This window comes from Fibrella musci, from assembly GCF_041321105.1.
GTDB lineage: Bacteria > Bacteroidota > Bacteroidia > Cytophagales > Spirosomataceae > Fibrella > Fibrella musci.
In genome coordinates this window covers 516315-533514 of record NZ_JBGGWD010000006.1, presented here as the reverse complement: position 1 = coordinate 533514, position 17200 = coordinate 516315, and the positions used below count along the sequence as shown (strand labels likewise).

The following is a 17200-nucleotide window of genomic DNA, read 5'->3' as shown; positions in this document are numbered from 1 at the left end:
TTTCTGTTTGTAAGCCATATGAACTGCCTTTACGGCTTGTTACTGTCTACTTTCAGCCGTTCGTCGCGGTTAGCGATTTCCCAGGCCGTGTAAAACACGAGCCGGGCTGTTTTCTCCGCCAGTCGGAAGTCAATCTTATCGACATCGTCGGTGGGGCGGTGGTAGTCGGCATGCAACCCATTGAAATAGAAGATAATGGGTATTTTGTGCTTGGCGAAGTTGTAGTGGTCTGAGCGGTAGTAGATGCGCTCGGGGTCCTGCGGATCGTTGTACTTGTAATCCAGCTCCATCTTCGTGTGTTCGGCGTTCTGGGCTTCGCTGATCTTATGCAGATCGCTCGACAGCTTATCCGAGCCAATCACGTAGATGTAATTGTCGTTGGGCTGTTTGTCTTTATGCAGGTCATCTACACGGCCTACCATGTCGATGTTAAGATCGGCAACGGTGTTTTCCAGCGGCAGCACCGGGCTGAAGTCAGCATAGTATTCAGAGCCCAACAGGCCTTTTTCCTCACCAACCACCGTCAGGAACAGTATCGACCGGCGTGGGCCCTTGCCTTCAGCTTTCGCTTGGCTGAATGCCTGCGCCAGTTCCAGCACCGACACCGTACCTGAGCCGTCGTCGTTGGCGCCGTTGTTGATCTGCCCATCGGGGCTAATACCGATGTGGTCGTAGTGGCCCGACACGATCAGCACTTCGTCTTTCTTGTCGGTGCCTTCGAGGTAGCCCATCACGTTTTCGGTCTGCACGTTCTCGTCTTTCCGCTCAGCTTTCACGCTGGCCTTACCGGCAAATTTGCCAACCGTGCTCGTGCCCATCCGGGTAATCTGCTCCAGCCCTTTGCGGAATTTATCGGGTTTCTGGCCCAGCAGCGCCGCGCCCATATCGGTCGAAACGATAAACGTACCCACCGAGCCCGTGTTTTCGGCACCGGGTTTCAAACCCAGCCGGTTGAACCGTTGTTGCAAGGCCGCCCGTTCACTCATCAGCCGTTTAAAACCGGCGGCATCTTCCATCGATACGATAAACACCTGCGCGGCCCCTTTGTCTTTAGCCGCCGTTACTTTGGCCCGCCAGCTGTCGGGTTTCCCCCACTTCGACGGCTCTTTACCGCCGCTGACAGCCGAACCGCCATCGGCATTTTTGGGCTCACCGTCGAGCATGACCACGGCCTTACCCTTCACGTCGAGGTTTACGTAATCGTTGAATTTATCATCGACGATGCCGTAGTTCACGAAAACGGTTTCGTAGTTGGTTTCGGTCGGCACAGAAAACAGCCCATTCACCAGAAAATCGGTCAGGTACGTAAACGACTTGCCGTCGGCTTTCACGGCCAGGTCGCCCCACGTCTTCTTGTACAGGGTAAACGGCTGCAGATAGCCCATTGAGCCATCGGCCTGCTTCACGATCGGTTTCAGGCCAAATTGAGCAAACTGACCGGCGATATAAGCGGCGGCCTTCTTCTGACCACGCGTACCGGTTTCGCGGCCTTCCATGTCGTCGGCGGCCAGAATCCGGAGGTGTTTTTCGAGGTCGGCGGCCGATACAGTTTGCCCATAGGTAGTTGCCGCCGACGAAACGGGAGCAGGAGCCTGAGCCAGCAGCAGGTGACCGGTCAGGGTGAACAGGCCGGTCAGCCGACCGGCGCGAAGGATGTGCATAAGCGGTTGAAAATAGTTAATGGTTCATGGCCAAAGCCGCCCAAAAAAGGGTGTATTCGTTGCCCATAAAACCAGCAATAGACACTGCAAAAATAAACGTTTAGACGGCATAAGCCGGTATGTTTTGCCGACGTGATTTAACCTCAGTGCCTGAAAAATTAATTGACAAATGGATCAATAACGTAGCTACTAACTCACTGTATAGCAGTAATATTTCGTTAGAAATAAAGAAATTTATGCGTAAACTCAACGATAAGAACCCGTTTGCCTGCTTTTAGTCGTGCAGGCGCTATGCCAACTTGTAGGTAACACATGAAAGCAAAGTGGTTGGCCATCGGCGGCGGGATAGCCGTTGTTGCGCTGTCGTCGTTCTCGGTATTGGGCCTTTTTTCGGAACCGGTTGATTTCAACACGCAGATCAAGCCGATTCTGAACAAGAACTGTATTGCCTGCCACGGAGGCGTCAAGAAAGCCTCCGATTTCTCGTTGTTATTCAAAGAAGACGCGCTCGCCCCGGCCAAATCGGGGCATCCGGCCATCATTCCCGGCGACGCCGATGGTAGTGAGCTGATCCGCCGCCTGAGCCTGACCGACCCCGACGAACGAATGCCACTTGATGCGCCCCCGCTTAAACCCGAAGAGATAGACCTGTTGCGAAAGTGGGTTGACCAAGGGGCGGAGTGGGGCGACCACTGGGCCTACCAGACGCCCGACAAACCCAACGTACCCAGCATCGGCACGGTCTGGAGCCGACTGGGATTGAGCCAGCACCCGGAAACCGACTGGGCCACCAACGAGATCGATCATTTTGTCCTGGAAAAGCTGCGCGAGAAAGGACTAAGCGTATCGCCAATGGCCGACAAAGCCACGTTGCTCCGCCGCGTGAGCCTCGACCTGACGGGCCTCCCCCCTACCGATGCGGAGGTAAAAACCTTCATGGCCGACGCATCGCCGGAGGCCTATGAAAAAGCTGTCGACCGGCTGCTGGCGTCGCCTGCTTTTGGCGAAAAATGGGCCGGTATGTGGTTGGATCTGGCGCGATATGCCGACACGAAAGGCTACGAACGCGACCCCGGCCGCACCATCTGGCGCTACCGCGATTACCTCATCAAGGCTTTCAACAGCGATAAGCCCTACGACCAGTTCCTGACCGAGCAGCTGGCGGGCGACCTGCTGCCCCGTGCCACCGATGAGCAGTTGATTGCGACGGGTTTCCACCGCAACACCATGAACAACGACGAGGGCGGCACGCAGGACGAAGAGTTCAGGGTGGCCGCGCTGCTCGACCGCGTCAGCACCACATGGGATGTATTTCAGGGCACCACTTTTGCCTGCGTGCAGTGTCACAGCCATCCCTACGACCCTTTTTTGCACGAGGAATATTACAAATACATGGCGTTTTTCAACAACGCCCGCGATGAGGATGTCACATCGGAAACGCCGACGCTCCGGTTCTACAAAGGTGCCGATTCGGTGCAGCTAAACCAGCTGACAACGTACCTGAAACGGAGCATCCGTGACCCTCAAAAGGCCGATGCCGAGGTACGTCGGGTTAGCTTGATGGCCCGGACAATGGAGCCCAAAATCAACTCGCACGCCTTCGATCAATACGTCAATGCGTCGCTGCTCGATGCTAAGTATTTCGGCGTGCAGCATCAGGGCTCGGCGCGGATTCCGAACGTCACGCTCACCGGCCTGCCCCGCCTGTACATTGCCTGGGGTACCAACGCCGACGATGCGCAACTGACGTTTCGGCTCGATAGTCCCATCGGGCGGGTGCTGGCAACGGCCCCGGTGCCCAAAACGGGCAGCAGCTGGTCGGATTCCATCCAGCTAGTACCGCTGCCCCCGGTTTCGGGCAAGCATCACCTATACCTCTCGCTGAACAGCCCCACCAAGCCAAAAGAGTGGACGATGATCAAATGGGTGTCGTTTCAACCGACGATGGACGCTCAGGCCGAAACCATGATGCTGGCTCTTCTCAACAAAAACCCTGAGCAAACGCCTATTATGCTCGACGGCAAAGGCGATCTAGCCCGCACGACGCACGTCTTTACGCGCGGTAGCTGGCTGACACCCGGCAAAGTCGTTCAGCCCGACGTACCCCACGCCCTGCCGCCGATGGACATCGATGAGCAGACATTGCCGCGTAACCGACTTGGCCTGGCCCAATGGATGACCCGCCCCGACCACCCGCTTACGGCTCGCGTGGCGGTCAATCGGTTCTGGGAGCAACTCTTTGGCGCGGGGATCGTCGAAACAGTCGAAGACATGGGTACGCAGGGTAGCCAGCCCACCCACCGCGAACTGCTCGACTGGCTGGCCGTGACGTTTATCGAAGACGACCACTGGAGCATGAAACAGTTGCTAAAGCGCATGGTGCTGTCGAGCACGTACCGCCAGCGTTCCGGCGCTACGCCGCAGCAGTTGGCCATCGATCCGTTCAACCGCTATTATGCCCGTGGCCCGCGCGTTCGGCTGGCAGCCGAGCAAATCCGGGATCAGGCGCTGGCAGTGAGTGGCCTGCTGAGCCGGAAGATGTATGGCCCCAGCGTGATGCCGCCGCAACCCGATGGCATCTGGCAATCGCCCTACAACGGAGAATCGTGGGTGCAGACGCAGGGCGACGATAAGTACCGCCGGGCCTTGTATACGTACTGGAAACGCACGGCGCCTTACCCGTCGATGATCACGTTCGATAGCCCGAGTCGGGAGTTTTGCCAGATTCGCCGCCTGCGCACCAATACGCCGTTGCAGGCACTCGTGACGCTCAACGACCCGGTTTATGTAGAAGCCGCCCAACGCCTCGCCGAGTACATGACGAAGCACGGCACCACGCCCGACGCGCAGCTACAGGCCGGGTTCCGCCGGCTCATGCTTCGCGATCTGGCGCCCAAAAAACTGGCTGTCCTGACCCGGCTCTATCGCGACACCGAAGCCTGGTACGCGCAGCACCCGACCGACGCGAATAAATTGCTGGCCGTAGACTCAGCCTCACCCAAACAGGCAGCCCTGACCGTTACGGCCAACGCCATGATGAACCTGGATGAAGTGATCACGAAGGAATGACCCCTCCCCCAGCCCCTCCCCTTGTTTAAGGGGAGGGGAAGCTTACAAGGAAAGTGTAAGCGGCAGGGCCACCATTGAGAAAACTGGCCTTATTCTTTTTATCTTTCAAGAGAAGGGAATCGGATAAAGGCCCTAACCCAGTACTAGTCAAAAGGAACAACCAAACGCGCCTTCCCCCTCCCCTTTTTAAGGGGAGGGACCGGGGGTGGGGTTAACAATGGACAAGCTTATCAATGAACTTCAGCAGGCCATCCTGCAACGCGACACGCGGCGACATTTTCTGCAAACCTGCTCAACAGGGCTGGGGGCCATGGCGCTGGGTACGTTGTTTGGCGGGTGCGAAAGCCTGTTTGGCCGTACCGACAAAGCCGCCGCCAGCCTGGCCGCAGCAGGCCTTGACCCAATGGCCAGCCCAACCGACCCGCGCCTGTCGCAGTTTGCGCCAAAAGCCAAGCAGATTATTTACATCCACATGGCGGGGTCGCCCAGCCAGCTGGAGCTGTTTGATTATAAGCCCGAGCTGGTCAAATACAACGGAAAAGACTGCCCGCAGGAACTGCTGACCGGCAAGAAATTCGCCTTCATCCGGGGGGTGCCTAAGATGCTGGCATCGACGGCTTCGTTCAGCCAGCATGGGCAGTCGGGAGCGTGGATCAGCGACTACATGCCGCACTTGCAGACCGTTGCCGATGAGCTGACATTCATCAAGTCGATGCACACCGATCAGTTCAACCACGCCCCGGCTCAGTTGCTCATGCACACAGGTTCGGCCCGGTTGGGGCGGCCCAGCATCGGGTCGTGGGTGACGTATGGACTGGGGACCGAAAACGCCAACCTGCCGGGGTTCATGGTGCTGGCATCGGGTGGCAAACAACCCGACGCGGGCAAATCGGTCTGGGGTAGTGGTTTTTTGCCCACGGTGTATCAGGGCGTGCAGTGTCGCACCGATGGCGACCCTGTACTGTACGTGAGCGACCCGGCCGGTATGCCCCGCGACGTCCGCAAGCAAACGATCGAAGCCATCAACCAGATCAACGAGCAGGCCTATCAGGAAGCCAAAGACCCGGAGATTCTGACCCGGATTTCACAGTATGAGATGGCGTTCAAAATGCAGACGTCCGTGCCCGACGCCATGGACATTGCCGGTGAACCCGAGTATATTCTGAACGCCTACGGTGTCGACCCGAAGGTGGGCTCGTTTGCGCGTAACTGCCTGCTGGCACGCCGACTGGTTGAGCGCGGGGTACGTTTCGTGCAGCTGTTCGACTGGGGTTGGGATACGCACGGCACCAGCAAAGACAGCTCGGTCGACTTTGGGTTGCAGGAGAAATGCCGCCAGACCGATCAGGGCGTCGCAGCGCTCATCAACGACCTGAAACAGCGCGGCCTGCTCGACGAAACGCTGGTGGTGTGGGGTGGTGAATTTGGCCGGACACCCATGCAGGAAAACCGCGACGGACAGGTGCAGGGCTTTCACGGCCGCGACCATCACCTCGACGCGTTCACGGTTTTCATGGCGGGAGGCGGCACCAAACCCGGCCTATCGTATGGCGAAACCGACCCGATTGGTTATTACGCCGTTAAAGACAAAGTACACGTGCACGACCTACAAGCCACGATGTTGCACCTGATGGGCTTCGACCACACCAAGCTGACCTACCAGTTCCAGGGCCGCCCCTTCCGCCTCACCGACGTAGCCGGCAAAGTCGTCAAGGGTGTGTTGGCGTAGCCAAATGAACATGAATAAAGGAGAAGCAAACCATGTACAGATTGCAATCGGTGCGTTGGCGGGTGAAGTGGTTCTAACCGCTGTACTGGCTTCGTCGACGGGTCAGTTTCTAATCCTGTTTTCATTGTTGGTTCTGGCAGGGTTTGCGGTAGGTTGCTGGAACCTGATTACGTACGTTAGCCGCTCCTCTGAAGAGGAGAACATCCAGCTTGGCATATTGATCAGTACCTTACTACCCTTGGCTTATCTGGTTTTCCTGTTAGCTTTCGTCGCGTCAAGCATCGGTGTCGACTGACGGCGTAACCGGCAATACCACCCGTTCACCGATTTGCTGCCGCCACATGGCGTAGTACAACCCTTTTGCCTCAACCAGCTCGTCGTGGCTACCCGTCTCGACGATCCGGCCTTTTTCGAGCACATAGATCGTGGTAGCGTGCATGATGGTCGAAAGGCGGTGCGCGATCAGGATGGTAATCTGCTCCTGCTCGGCCGATACGGCGCGGACCGTGTTGGTAATGGCTTCTTCCGTCAGTGAATCCAGCGCCGACGTCGCTTCATCGAAAATCAGCAGGCGCGGACGGCGTACCAGCGCGCGGGCGATGGACAACCGCTGCTTTTCACCCCCCGAGAGCTTCATGCCGCCTTCGCCAATGGGCGTGTCGAGGCCAACGCCAGACCTTGTCAGCAGGCTCATCGACGCGGATTTCCGCAGTGCCTCAATCATCTCCTCGTCGGTGGCGTCGGGGCGCACCAGCCGTAAGTTGTCGCGGATGCTACCCGCAAACAGATGCGTTTCCTGCGTGACGAACCCAAGCTGTCGGCGCATGGGGTTGAAGCGCAGGTCGTTGGTTGAAATGTCGTTGTAATAAATCTGCCCACCCACGGGCCGGTACAACCCCACCAGCAACTTAACCAGCGTCGATTTGCCCGAGCCGGACGGACCCACAAACGCGATGGTATCGCCCAGCCTGGCCTCGAACGAGACCCCGTCAATGGCATTCTGCGTAGCGCCCGGATGACGAAAGACCACATCGGCAAATTCGAGCCGCTCAATCGGGCCCACCTCCTGCGGCGACTCGGGATTGCGCTCGATGGGTTTTTGCATCAATTCATCGAAGCTCTGCACGCCCGCCTCCACTTCGCGGTAGGCCAGAATGAGGTTGCCCAACTCCTGCAACGGGTTGAAAATCGCCACCGAAATAAACTGCATTGAAATGAGCTCGCCGGGGCTCAGCACCCGCCGAAAAATAAGCCACAGCAGCGTAAACAAAATCGACTGTTTGAGCAGGTTGAGCGTGGTGCTTTGCCAGAACGTGAGCACACGTACCCGGCGGATTTTATGCATGTCCAACTCAAAAATCTGCTTCGTCTGCTGCTGCATCCGCCGGATTTCCGGAAAAGTCAGCCCCAGACTTTTGATCAGCTCGATGTTCCGCAACGATTCGGTAATGACGCCCGACAGCCGGGCCGTTTCGCGGTTGATGGTGCGCTGCGTCAGCTTGATCTGCCCACTCAGCCGGGCCGTGAGTCCGCCGAGTACCACCCCGCCGATCAGGAAAACAGGCACCAGCGCCCAATGCTTGGTCAGCGCGTAGAACACCAGAAACCCCAAGCCCACCACCGATGAAAACAGCACGTTGACAAACGAGCTGACAAAGCGCTCGGTATCAGTCCGAATCTTTTGCAGCACCGACAGAGTCGCGCCGCTGCTTTGATCGCCGCCCTGCCCATAGGAGAGCCGTAGGGTCTGTTTCAGGCCGTCGTTGAACAGATCCGTTCCGAACCGCTGCACCACGTACCGGGTCACGTAATCACCAGCCGCTTTGGCAGCGTTGGACAGTAGGGCTACACCAATAGCCAGCCCCAGCAGGGTGAGCACCCCATGCAACTGCTCACTATCCGTTTTGCGGACGGGATTGGTGGCGTATTCGTCGATGAGTTTACCGAAAATAATGGGGTCGATAAGGGCCAGTATCTGCGCCAGCCCGGCCAGAGCCAGAGCGGCAGCGGCCCGCCAGCGATACGGTTTCAGGTACGTCCAGAGGGTGTGCACAGAGCAGTCAAACGGTCAGGTAGCCAGGAGCCACCGGTGTGGTAGCCATATCGGTTAGTAAACGCCCCACCTACGCAAAGGTTTGACCAGCTGGCGAAGGCCCGTTCACCTATTTTTTGATCTGAAACACCCCATTATGCCAGTGGTATGGCTCGCAAGCTGACCCGTTTGTATCTTACGGATTCATCCCCTCTCTTTCATGAAATACCTCTTCCTCTGCCTACTACTCTCCAGCGCAGCGCTGGCGCAACCCTACGACCTGATCATCAAAAACGGGCGCGTAGTCGACGGGGCGGGCAACCCGTGGTTTTATGGCGACGTGGCCATTCAAAACGGGCGGGTAGCCAAAATCGGGACGATCCCGTCAGCCGACGGTCGGCAGGTCATCGACGCGAAGCGGCAAATTGTAGCCCCCGGCTTCATCGACGTGCATACCCACGTGGAAGGCGACCTGGAAACGCGCCCCGGTGCCGAAAACTTCATCTACGACGGCGTAACAACCCTCGTCACGGGTAACTGCGGCAGCTCGCGCACCGATCTCCGCACCATGTTCGACTCCCTGCGGATCAACGGCATGTCGCCCAATCTGGCGTCGTTGGTAGGGCACAATTCGGTACGGCTAAAGGTGATGAAAGCGGCTTTCCGCGAACCCACAGCCCGCGAGCAAACCGAGATGGAAACACTGGTGCAACAGGCCATGCGCGACGGCGCCGTTGGCCTTTCGACGGGCCTCATCTACACGCCAGGTACGTATGCCCGCACGCCCGAAATTGTGGGACTCGCCAAGATGGCGGCGCAGTATGGCGGCGTGTATGCGTCACACATTCGCAACGAAGGGCAAGACGTGCAGACAGCCATCCGGGAAGCCATTCAGATCGGACGCGAGGCAGGCATTCCGGTGCAGATTTCGCATTTCAAAGTAGCCAGTAAACCGCTGTGGGGCCAAAGCACCGAGACCGTGGCGCTGGTGGAAACCGCCCGCCACCAAGACGGCATCGACGTAACGGTCGACCAGTATCCGTACACGGCGTCGAGCACCTCGTTGCAGAGTATCGTGCCGTCGTGGGCGCTGGCTGATGGCGATTCGGTGGTATTGGCCCGCTTCCGCGACGTACCTACCCGCCACAAAATCCGTGATGAGATGGTGGCGTCGCTGAAGAAAAACGACCGCAAAAACTACGACTACGCCGTGGTATCGCGCTTCGAGGCCGATACGACTTACAACGGCAAAAGCATTCACCAGATCGCGCAGGTACGTGGTCTGAAAACCGATGCCGCTTCGGAAGCCGATCTGGTGATGGCGCTGCTCGAACAGGCGCAGATGAAGCGGATTCAGATGGTCTACCATACCATGTCGGAAGCCGACGTAGCGACCATCATGCGGTACAGCAACACGATGATCGCGTCGGATGCCGGCGTGGCCCGGTTTGGATCTAACATGCCGCACCCCCGCGCCTACGGCACCAACGCCCGCGTCTTGGCCAGGTACGTTCGGGAGCAGAAAGTCATCCCGCTCGAAGAAGCCATCCGGCGCATGACTTCTCTCCCAGCGCAACGGTTCCGCTTCGCTGATCGGGGCCTGCTCCGACCGGGGTACGCCGCCGACATCGTTATTTTCGACGAAAACACCATCACCGACGCATCCACCTACGACGCCCCTCATGCCTATTCGCAGGGGTTCAGCTATGTGCTGGTCAACGGCACACCGGTTGTCGAGTCGGGCAAGCACACCTACAAACGCCCAGGCCAAATCCTGTTGGGCAGTGGGTACGTGAAAAGCGGTGAGTGATGAATGCTAGGGTTGGTAAACCGTTTTTTGTCATCCCGACGCCAGGAGGGATCTTGACGTTTCCTTGCTTGAGAGTCAGGATGCATTAAGATCCCTCCTGGCGACTACGCGTCCCGGTCGGGATGACAAAATAGAATCCTTCATCCTTCATCGTTCTGCACACCTCCCACAGGTAAAACGAATCAATTTTGTCTTTTTCGATACAGTCAACGTCCTACTCCTTATACTATGTTTCGTCAATCCCGCCGTACGTTTCTTAAACAAACCGCGCTGGCTTCGGCCGCCCTTGCCGCTCCGGCCACTGCGTTCACTACCCACCGCGACGAGGCCGTTGTTATTGGCCACGGGTCGCACCGGTATCGGGTCGTGCCTAATTGGGGCGTGCTCGATACGGGCAAAAACCCCGTCAACGATTGCCACGAGATGGTGCAGGATGCCAAAGGGCGCATTTTTCTGCTGACCAACGAGACCAAAAACAACGTCCTGATCTACGACAAATCGGGCAAGCTGCTCAGCTCGTGGGGGCACGATTACCCCGGCGGCCACGGCCTGACCATCGGCGGCGAGGGTAACGACCAATACCTGCTCATCTGCGACCCCGACCGACATCAGGTGATAAAAACCGACCTGAACGGCAAAGAACTGATGGTACTCGATTATCCGCGCGAAACGGGTGTCTACGCCTACCCCGCCAAGTACAAGCCGACCGAAACCGCCATCAACCCGGCCAACGGCGATATCTATGTAGCCGACGGCTACGGCTCGAACTACATCATGCAGTATGACCAGAACGGCAAGCTGATTCGCTATTTCGGTGGTCCCGGTTCGGCCAACGAGCAGTTCGATTGCTGTCACGGCATTGTGGTCGACCGGCGTAACTTGGCCAACCCGACGCTGCTCATCACTGACCGCCGCCATAACTGCCTGAAACGCTTCACCCTCGACGGCAAATACATCAGCACCATCGCGTTGCCGGGTTCGTACATCTGCCGCCCTAACATCAAAGGCGACCACATCTACGGCGCCGTTTTCCGCAGTACGTCCGATGCGTACCCCGACTCTGGGTACGTTCAGATTCTGGACAAGAACGACAAGGTGGTCTCGACGCCCGGCGGTTCGGCCCCCACATACCTGAACGGGCAGCTACAGGAACAGCGCAAAGACCGCACCTTCCTGAGTTTCCTCCACCCCCACGACGTAATGGTCGACGCCGACGAAAACCTCTACGTCGCCCAGTGGGCCTCCCGCAAAACCTACCCCATCAAGTTAGAACGGGTGTAGCGCTGGCAGAGGACCCGCTTTATCGACATGCATTTATCCAGGTATCCACTCAAAGCAGAAGCTAGCTATACTACGTTCGAGTTTGTCAGCGAAGGGCCGAAAGGACTCATTCACAAGTTGATTCAATTTCAACCGACCAATCGGGCAGGGTTGTATAACCTCGCTTTCGGCGACAAAAACCCACAGACTGGTGAAGTCGATGACTTGATCGTCTCCAACAACGGTGATACTGATAAAGTGCTGGCCACGATTGTAGCCGCTCTGTATGCCTTTTTTGATCAACACCCTGATGCTTTTGTGTACGCTACCGGCAGACACCCACTCGCACTAGACTGTACCGTATGGGCATCACACGTTTTTACGAAGAAGTCGTCACGGACTTCGACGTTTATGGCCAGATTGGGGAGGAATTCGAAGCGTTTATCGTTGGTAGAGAGTACGATGGTTTTATTGCCCAACGCAAGTAAATGAGACTTATGAAAACGATTCAGGAGTTGAACCAGCAAGCTACACCCATCGTGACCATTGACCGGTCACTGGAGCCCTACCGCGATCAGGTGCTGTTTCCAGAGAAACTGGCTAAAGCCAATCAAATGCTTACAACGGCTAAGCTACCGTCGAAAAAAACAGGTAAGAAATAGTTGCTATATCCCGTTTTATTTGACCAGCGAAAGCCGTTTTCCGTAGCACCTCCGATGCGTACCCCGACTCTGGGTACGTTCAGATTCTGGACAAGAACGACAAGGTGGTCTCGACGCCCGGCGGTTCGGCCCCCACATACCTGAACGGGCAGCTACAGGAACAGCGCAAAGACCGCACCTTCCTGAGTTTCCTCCACCCCCACGACGTAATGGTCGACGCCGACGAAAATCTCTATATCGCGCAATGGGCCAGCCGCAAAACCTACCCCATCAAATTGGAGTGGGTGTAAGGCAAAATAAATCAGAATGTGCTGGTAGTGAGGCCATTGTGGTTTAGCGAACTGACGTACATTAACTTGTTAGGGCGAGCCCAAGCAGACCAGTAGGCCACGAGCCGGGCGACAGGCCAACATTGAGGAACAGAAAGCGCGTCGGATAACACAGCCTAGGGTTGCAGGTGGCGCTGCCGGTGGGGCAGGAAGCAGTTGGGTACACCCCCTCTGCCGGTGGGGCAGGTCATCATGTGTAATAACAGCAATGTATTCGTAATAGTATAGTAGGTTGATAGTAAGTAGATAATTTGTGTACCACAACTTTACTACCGTTTGTGTACCAAAGGCAGAACGTCCCCCCCCCACCAACACGCTTAACTTGTGGCTTAACAGACCTGTTATGGCTTACACCATTTACCAAATTCAATTTGATGAAGGCATCCCACCTTTTGCCAGCATTAGAAAGCAGTTCCTTCAGCAAACCGGACTACCTCTCGAATTAGAAGCGACTATCAATCTGCCTACTTTTCAGACCTACGATGAAGTAGTGGAAAAGCTAGCTAACGATTATTCGTTAGTGAAAACTTTTCAAATAGAAATGGATGCTGAATTGAACCCACTTCTTCAAAAATCCCAATATGCTGAAGCAAGTGACCGACGTAGAGAATTACAACCTAAACTCGACACTCACAATTTTGTCAAGCAGATTCACTTCAACATACCCAATTTTTACCGAATTGATTTTCACCAATTAGGCGAAAATAAACTTGAATTTGAGTTTTTTGGCCTTGGTCGTCCCTATTATGGTTTTAATTCACTACTCAAAGTCTTAGTCAATTTAGGAGGGCAGCCATTCGTCAACGACAAGCCAATGTCTCACTCACCAGACTGGTCTACTCTTAGGCGTTGGAGTGATTACAAGTGGTATAACCGACCAAAGAAATAGGCATTTTGTGCGCTGTCGGTCGGCTTTACATGGGTGTACCTCGTTCGACAGGGAACCCTCTAAGCGCTCGGAATAGCCCTAACCAAACAAGGGTGTAAAGTCGTAAGTACGCAGTTTGTATTCAGTCAACTAGTGGACCATCAACCCTTATTGGCGTTGGGTCAAGTCGGCGCATCGTGCAGCGTTGCAGGGCGTCATTGTCGGTTGATAGGAAGCGGGTGGGCACGCCTATGCCTGGAGCCCAGCCACCCGGGGGTGTAAGTCCATAAATTAGCTGGCAAGGCAGCGTTCGGGCGACGGTCCGTATATGCGGTGGCTCCCACCGCCCGCCGACACGCCTAACTCCGGGCGACATGACGTACTCGGCGGGGGCTCTGATCTCGGGCCCACAAGCCCAACTTCTGGCGACAGAACGAAATCCGCAACAGTTTTTCGCTACAGTAGATTTATCTACTAGTTCCCAACCCTTTTACCTCAATAGAGTCTTGAAGGCAATCCCATTCGGAGTTACGAAACATTGCCTTACCTCTCTCGCCGATTGGCTATCGTTTAAATTGTTGAGGGCATCTCTCGAAGAGTTATGAAAAACTGGATAGTAGTTGCACTGTTTTGTTTGCTATGTCTTCGCTGCAAGAAGGCAGAGACAATACCCGTAGTAGCGATTCCATGTGATTGTAAAGATTTACCTATACAGACGAATTACATCTTCACGGGTATAGGCATACTTCGCTTCCCCAACACCCAGAAAGAATCTTATGGGATTGGTTTACTACCCCTTACTGATTCCCCTAACTACACCAGTATATGTAGCGATTCAACGTTTATCCAGTTGATAAAAACGAAAAAAATAGCAGACAGCACAATCGTAACCCTTAGAGGTGGTGTTATTGACGGTCAAACCAATTGCAGAACATTCCCCTCTCTGAGAATACTGAGCTTGGAAAAGGCTCCTTGAACGCTTTTGCTTACAATTTCGATTGTCTTTGATGCAATAGTTCGCTCCGCAGGCGGCGGTTACGCGGGACGGGAATCATTTGCAGCTCACTATGTTGGAGTGCCCAACCCGGCTGAGGGTAAAAATGTCAGAACCATCTGGCTTCACTTGCAAAGGGGGACCATGCACTCATCAGCCCTCAGGGGTGTCGGGTGTTACTAAAAGCCGTGCTTAGTTGGTAACTCCGATCTCCAAACTGACATAGCGGTTAGAATGGGGTTGAATTCTACTTTCACCAACGGCTAGGATCACCCATAGCCGTTCCTGTACATGACGTTACTGCTTCAGGCTCAGCCTTCCGACTGGGCGTTGTTTTTTGGGCGCTTTCACCCGCTAATCGTTCACCTGCCCATCGGTTTTCTGCTGATTGCGGCGGTGCTGGAACTGGATCGGCTTATTCGGGGGCGGTCGGTGAGCCCTCATACCATCACGACGATTTTGTTCTGGTCGGCGATGAGCGCCACATTGGCCTGCCTGTTTGGCTATTTGCTCTCGCTGGGTGGTGGCTACGACGAAGAACTGCTTGACGAACATAAGTGGCAGGGCATCGGCATGGCGCTGTTTGCCTGGGTCGCGTGGGTGGTCAAATCGGAGCGGATTGGATCGCGGTTGCGCATGCGTCAGCTGATCTACCTGCCCGCGCTGGGTCTGGCAGTGCTGTTGCTGCTGTCGGCGGGGCATCATGGCGGGGCGCTTACCCACGGCTCCGACTACCTCACGCAGTACACACCCGAGCCACTCCGGTCGCTGGCAGGAATTCCCCCACGAGCCGTAGCCGAGTTCAAAGCCAAGCCCATCACCGACGTCAATCAGGCGCTGGTCTATGAGCAGATCGTTAACCCTATTCTGCAAACCCGCTGCGTACAGTGCCATAACGCCGAAAAAGCCAAGGGCGACCTGCGCATGGACACGCCCGATTTCCTGAAGAAAGGGGGCGAAGAAGGGCCCATTTTCGTAGCGGGCAAGGGGGCCGACAGCCGGATGGTCAAATACTGCCTGCTCGACGAAAGCGACGAACACCACATGCCGCCTAAAGGCAAACCCCAACTCACGCCCGAGCAGGTGACGCTGCTGTCGTGGTGGATCGATCAGGGCGCGTCGTTTGACAAAAAAGTCGCCGACGTGACCGTCACCGACGCCGTGAAGCCCGCCCTCGCTTCGTTGGGTGGGGGTGCCACACCGGGCAGCGGGGCAGTAGCTGCCGGCACGAAAGGCGCCGCCGATGCACCGCCTCAGCCGGTATCACCTGTGTTGACAATGAAAGTAGCTCCCGCCGATGCCAACGCGGTCAACGCCCTGAAGAAATTAGGGCTGCTGGTGATGCCGCTCTCTAAAGAAAACAATCAACTGGAAGTCAGCGCCGTCAACGTAAAGACCTTGACTGATGCGCAGGCGGCCGGGCTGTCCAAACTGACCGATCAACTGGTTTGGCTGAAGCTAAGCGACACCCAGATCACCGACGCCACGATGGCCACCATCGGCAAGTTGAAGAACCTGCAAAAGCTGCACCTGGAACGTACCGCCATCACCGACGCTGGCCTGCGTCAGCTGGGCAACCTAACGTACCTGGAGTACCTCAACCTCTACGGAACGGGCATCACCGACGCGGGATTGGCGAGTCTGGTGGGTCTGAAATCGCTCCGCACGGTGTATGTCTGGCAAACCAAAACCACCGAGGCGGGCATTGCTAAACTGAAACAGGCACTGCCCAACGTGGAGATCATCGGCGGCATGAGCGAGAACACGGTAGCAGCCAAGTAACTAGTGCCGTAGCGTTGGCTTCGGTTGTTTTTTGAACGTACCTGACACGTAGATAACCGAATCCGGCGCCTGGGCCTGCTGAGCCGCACAATTTCTTAATACAGCTTTTGCTGGAAAGCGCGGCGGGAATGTGTTGTTTTGCATCGCTACTTTTCCCGGACGACTCATGCCTCCCATTCAACTCGTTGTTTTCGACATGGCCGGTACCACTGTGACCGACCAACACGAAGTCGAACGCTGCTTCACCGAAGCCGCCGCCCAAACAGCCCTGACCGTATCGCCCGAACGGATTCTGGCCGTGCAGGGCATGGGGAAACGGCAGGTGTTTCAGATGCTTTGGGCCGAACAACTGGGCGAGCAGCACCCCGAACTGGAACGGCATGTCAACACGTCATACGCCGCCTTCCGGCATATTCTGGAAACTCATTACCAGACCCAGGGCGCCACGCCCACCGAGGGCTGCCTCGACACGTTTGCTTACCTGCATAAACGCGGCATTGCCATTGCCCTAACCACGGGTTTCTACCGCACCGTCACCGACATTATCCTGGAAAAGCTGGGCTGGCTCGATGGCCTCAACGAGCAGCGCGTAGGTACGTCGGATAGCCTTATTCAGGCGTCGATTGCCAGCGATGAGGTAGCCGAAGGGCGCCCGGCCCCCCTGCTGATCGAGCGGGCCATGCAGTTGCTGGGCGTCACCGACCCGCAGGCCGTAGTGAACGTGGGCGATACCCCGTCGGATCTGCTGTCGGGGCAGGCGGCGGGTGTCCGGCTCAACTTGGGCGTGGTCAATGGTACGCATAGCCTTGATCAGCTACAGCCCCACCCGCACGATCAGTTGCTGGCTTCGCTCGCCGAACTGCCTGCCGTGCTCGAAGCACTATAGCACAGTCCTCTGTTTTCAGTTTACTGTTCACTGTTTTCAGTTCACTGTCTTCTGTTGGCTGACGCCGGATTAGGCTTGCGCCAGCCAACAGAAGACAGTGAACGGAAGACAGAGGACT

11 protein-coding genes and 2 pseudogenes are annotated in these 17200 nt (G+C 56.3%); 11 read left to right on the top strand and 2 right to left on the bottom strand.

What is annotated here, in order from left to right:
* Positions 1–29 precede the first annotated feature (29 nt).
* Positions 30–1661: a M28 family peptidase gene (locus tag ACAW74_RS21550; RefSeq protein ID WP_370700303.1), complete on the bottom strand. Its 1632-nt coding sequence runs from the start codon at positions 1659–1661 to the stop codon at positions 30–32.
* Between the two features lie 312 nt (positions 1662–1973).
* Here ACAW74_RS21550 and ACAW74_RS21545 point away from each other — a divergent pair, with 312 nt between their 5' ends.
* From ACAW74_RS21545 to ACAW74_RS21535, 3 genes are all read left to right on the top strand, one after another.
* Positions 1974–4730 (top strand): DUF1553 domain-containing protein, encoded by a 2757-nt coding sequence (locus ACAW74_RS21545; protein WP_370700302.1) that lies wholly within the window; start codon positions 1974–1976, stop codon positions 4728–4730.
* Positions 4731–4947: 217 nt separating this feature from the next.
* Positions 4948–6459: a DUF1501 domain-containing protein gene (locus tag ACAW74_RS21540; protein ID WP_370700301.1), complete on the top strand. Its 1512-nt coding sequence runs from the start codon at positions 4948–4950 to the stop codon at positions 6457–6459.
* 10 nt (positions 6460–6469) lie between these two features.
* Positions 6470–6754 (top strand): hypothetical protein, encoded by a 285-nt coding sequence (locus tag ACAW74_RS21535; protein WP_370700300.1) that lies wholly within the window; start codon positions 6470–6472, stop codon positions 6752–6754.
* Here ACAW74_RS21535 and ACAW74_RS21530 read toward each other — a convergent pair.
* A complete protein-coding gene (locus tag ACAW74_RS21530; protein WP_370700299.1) occupies positions 6734–8512 on the bottom strand; it encodes an ABC transporter ATP-binding protein in 1779 nt (592 codons plus the stop codon). The genes ACAW74_RS21535 and ACAW74_RS21530 overlap by 21 nt on opposite strands.
* Before the next feature lie 199 nt (positions 8513–8711).
* On the opposite strand from ACAW74_RS21530, the gene ACAW74_RS21525 reads away from it, so the two are divergent.
* From ACAW74_RS21525 to ACAW74_RS21490, 8 genes and pseudogenes are all read left to right on the top strand, one after another.
* Positions 8712–10301, top strand: coding sequence for an N-acyl-D-amino-acid deacylase family protein (locus ACAW74_RS21525; RefSeq protein ID WP_370700298.1), 1590 nt, complete (start codon positions 8712–8714; stop codon positions 10299–10301).
* 228 nt (positions 10302–10529) lie between these two features.
* Positions 10530–11582 (top strand): twin-arginine translocation signal domain-containing protein, encoded by a 1053-nt coding sequence (locus ACAW74_RS21520; protein WP_370700297.1) that lies wholly within the window; start codon positions 10530–10532, stop codon positions 11580–11582.
* Between the two features lie 27 nt (positions 11583–11609).
* Positions 11610–12049 (top strand): annotated as a pseudogene (locus tag ACAW74_RS21515) (DUF6934 family protein).
* 9 nt (positions 12050–12058) lie between these two features.
* The gene (locus ACAW74_RS21510) at positions 12059–12223 is read left to right on the top strand and encodes a hypothetical protein (protein WP_370700296.1); all 165 of its coding nucleotides are present in this window, start codon (positions 12059–12061) and stop codon (positions 12221–12223) included.
* A 32-nt stretch (positions 12224–12255) separates the two neighbouring features.
* Positions 12256–12513: pseudogene (locus ACAW74_RS21505) on the top strand (6-bladed beta-propeller); the annotation flags it as partial.
* Between the two features lie 382 nt (positions 12514–12895).
* Complete coding sequence (locus tag ACAW74_RS21500; RefSeq protein WP_370700295.1) at positions 12896–13441, top strand: hypothetical protein; 546 nt, start codon at positions 12896–12898, stop codon at positions 13439–13441.
* 1264 nt (positions 13442–14705) lie between these two features.
* Complete coding sequence (locus ACAW74_RS21495; RefSeq protein ID WP_370700294.1) at positions 14706–16196, top strand: c-type cytochrome domain-containing protein; 1491 nt, start codon at positions 14706–14708, stop codon at positions 16194–16196.
* Positions 16197–16362: 166 nt separating this feature from the next.
* Positions 16363–17082 carry an HAD family hydrolase gene (locus ACAW74_RS21490; RefSeq protein ID WP_370700293.1) on the top strand — a complete coding sequence of 240 codons (720 nt, stop codon included), beginning with the start codon at positions 16363–16365 and terminating at the stop codon, positions 17080–17082.
* The last annotated feature ends 118 nt before the right edge of the window (positions 17083–17200 follow it).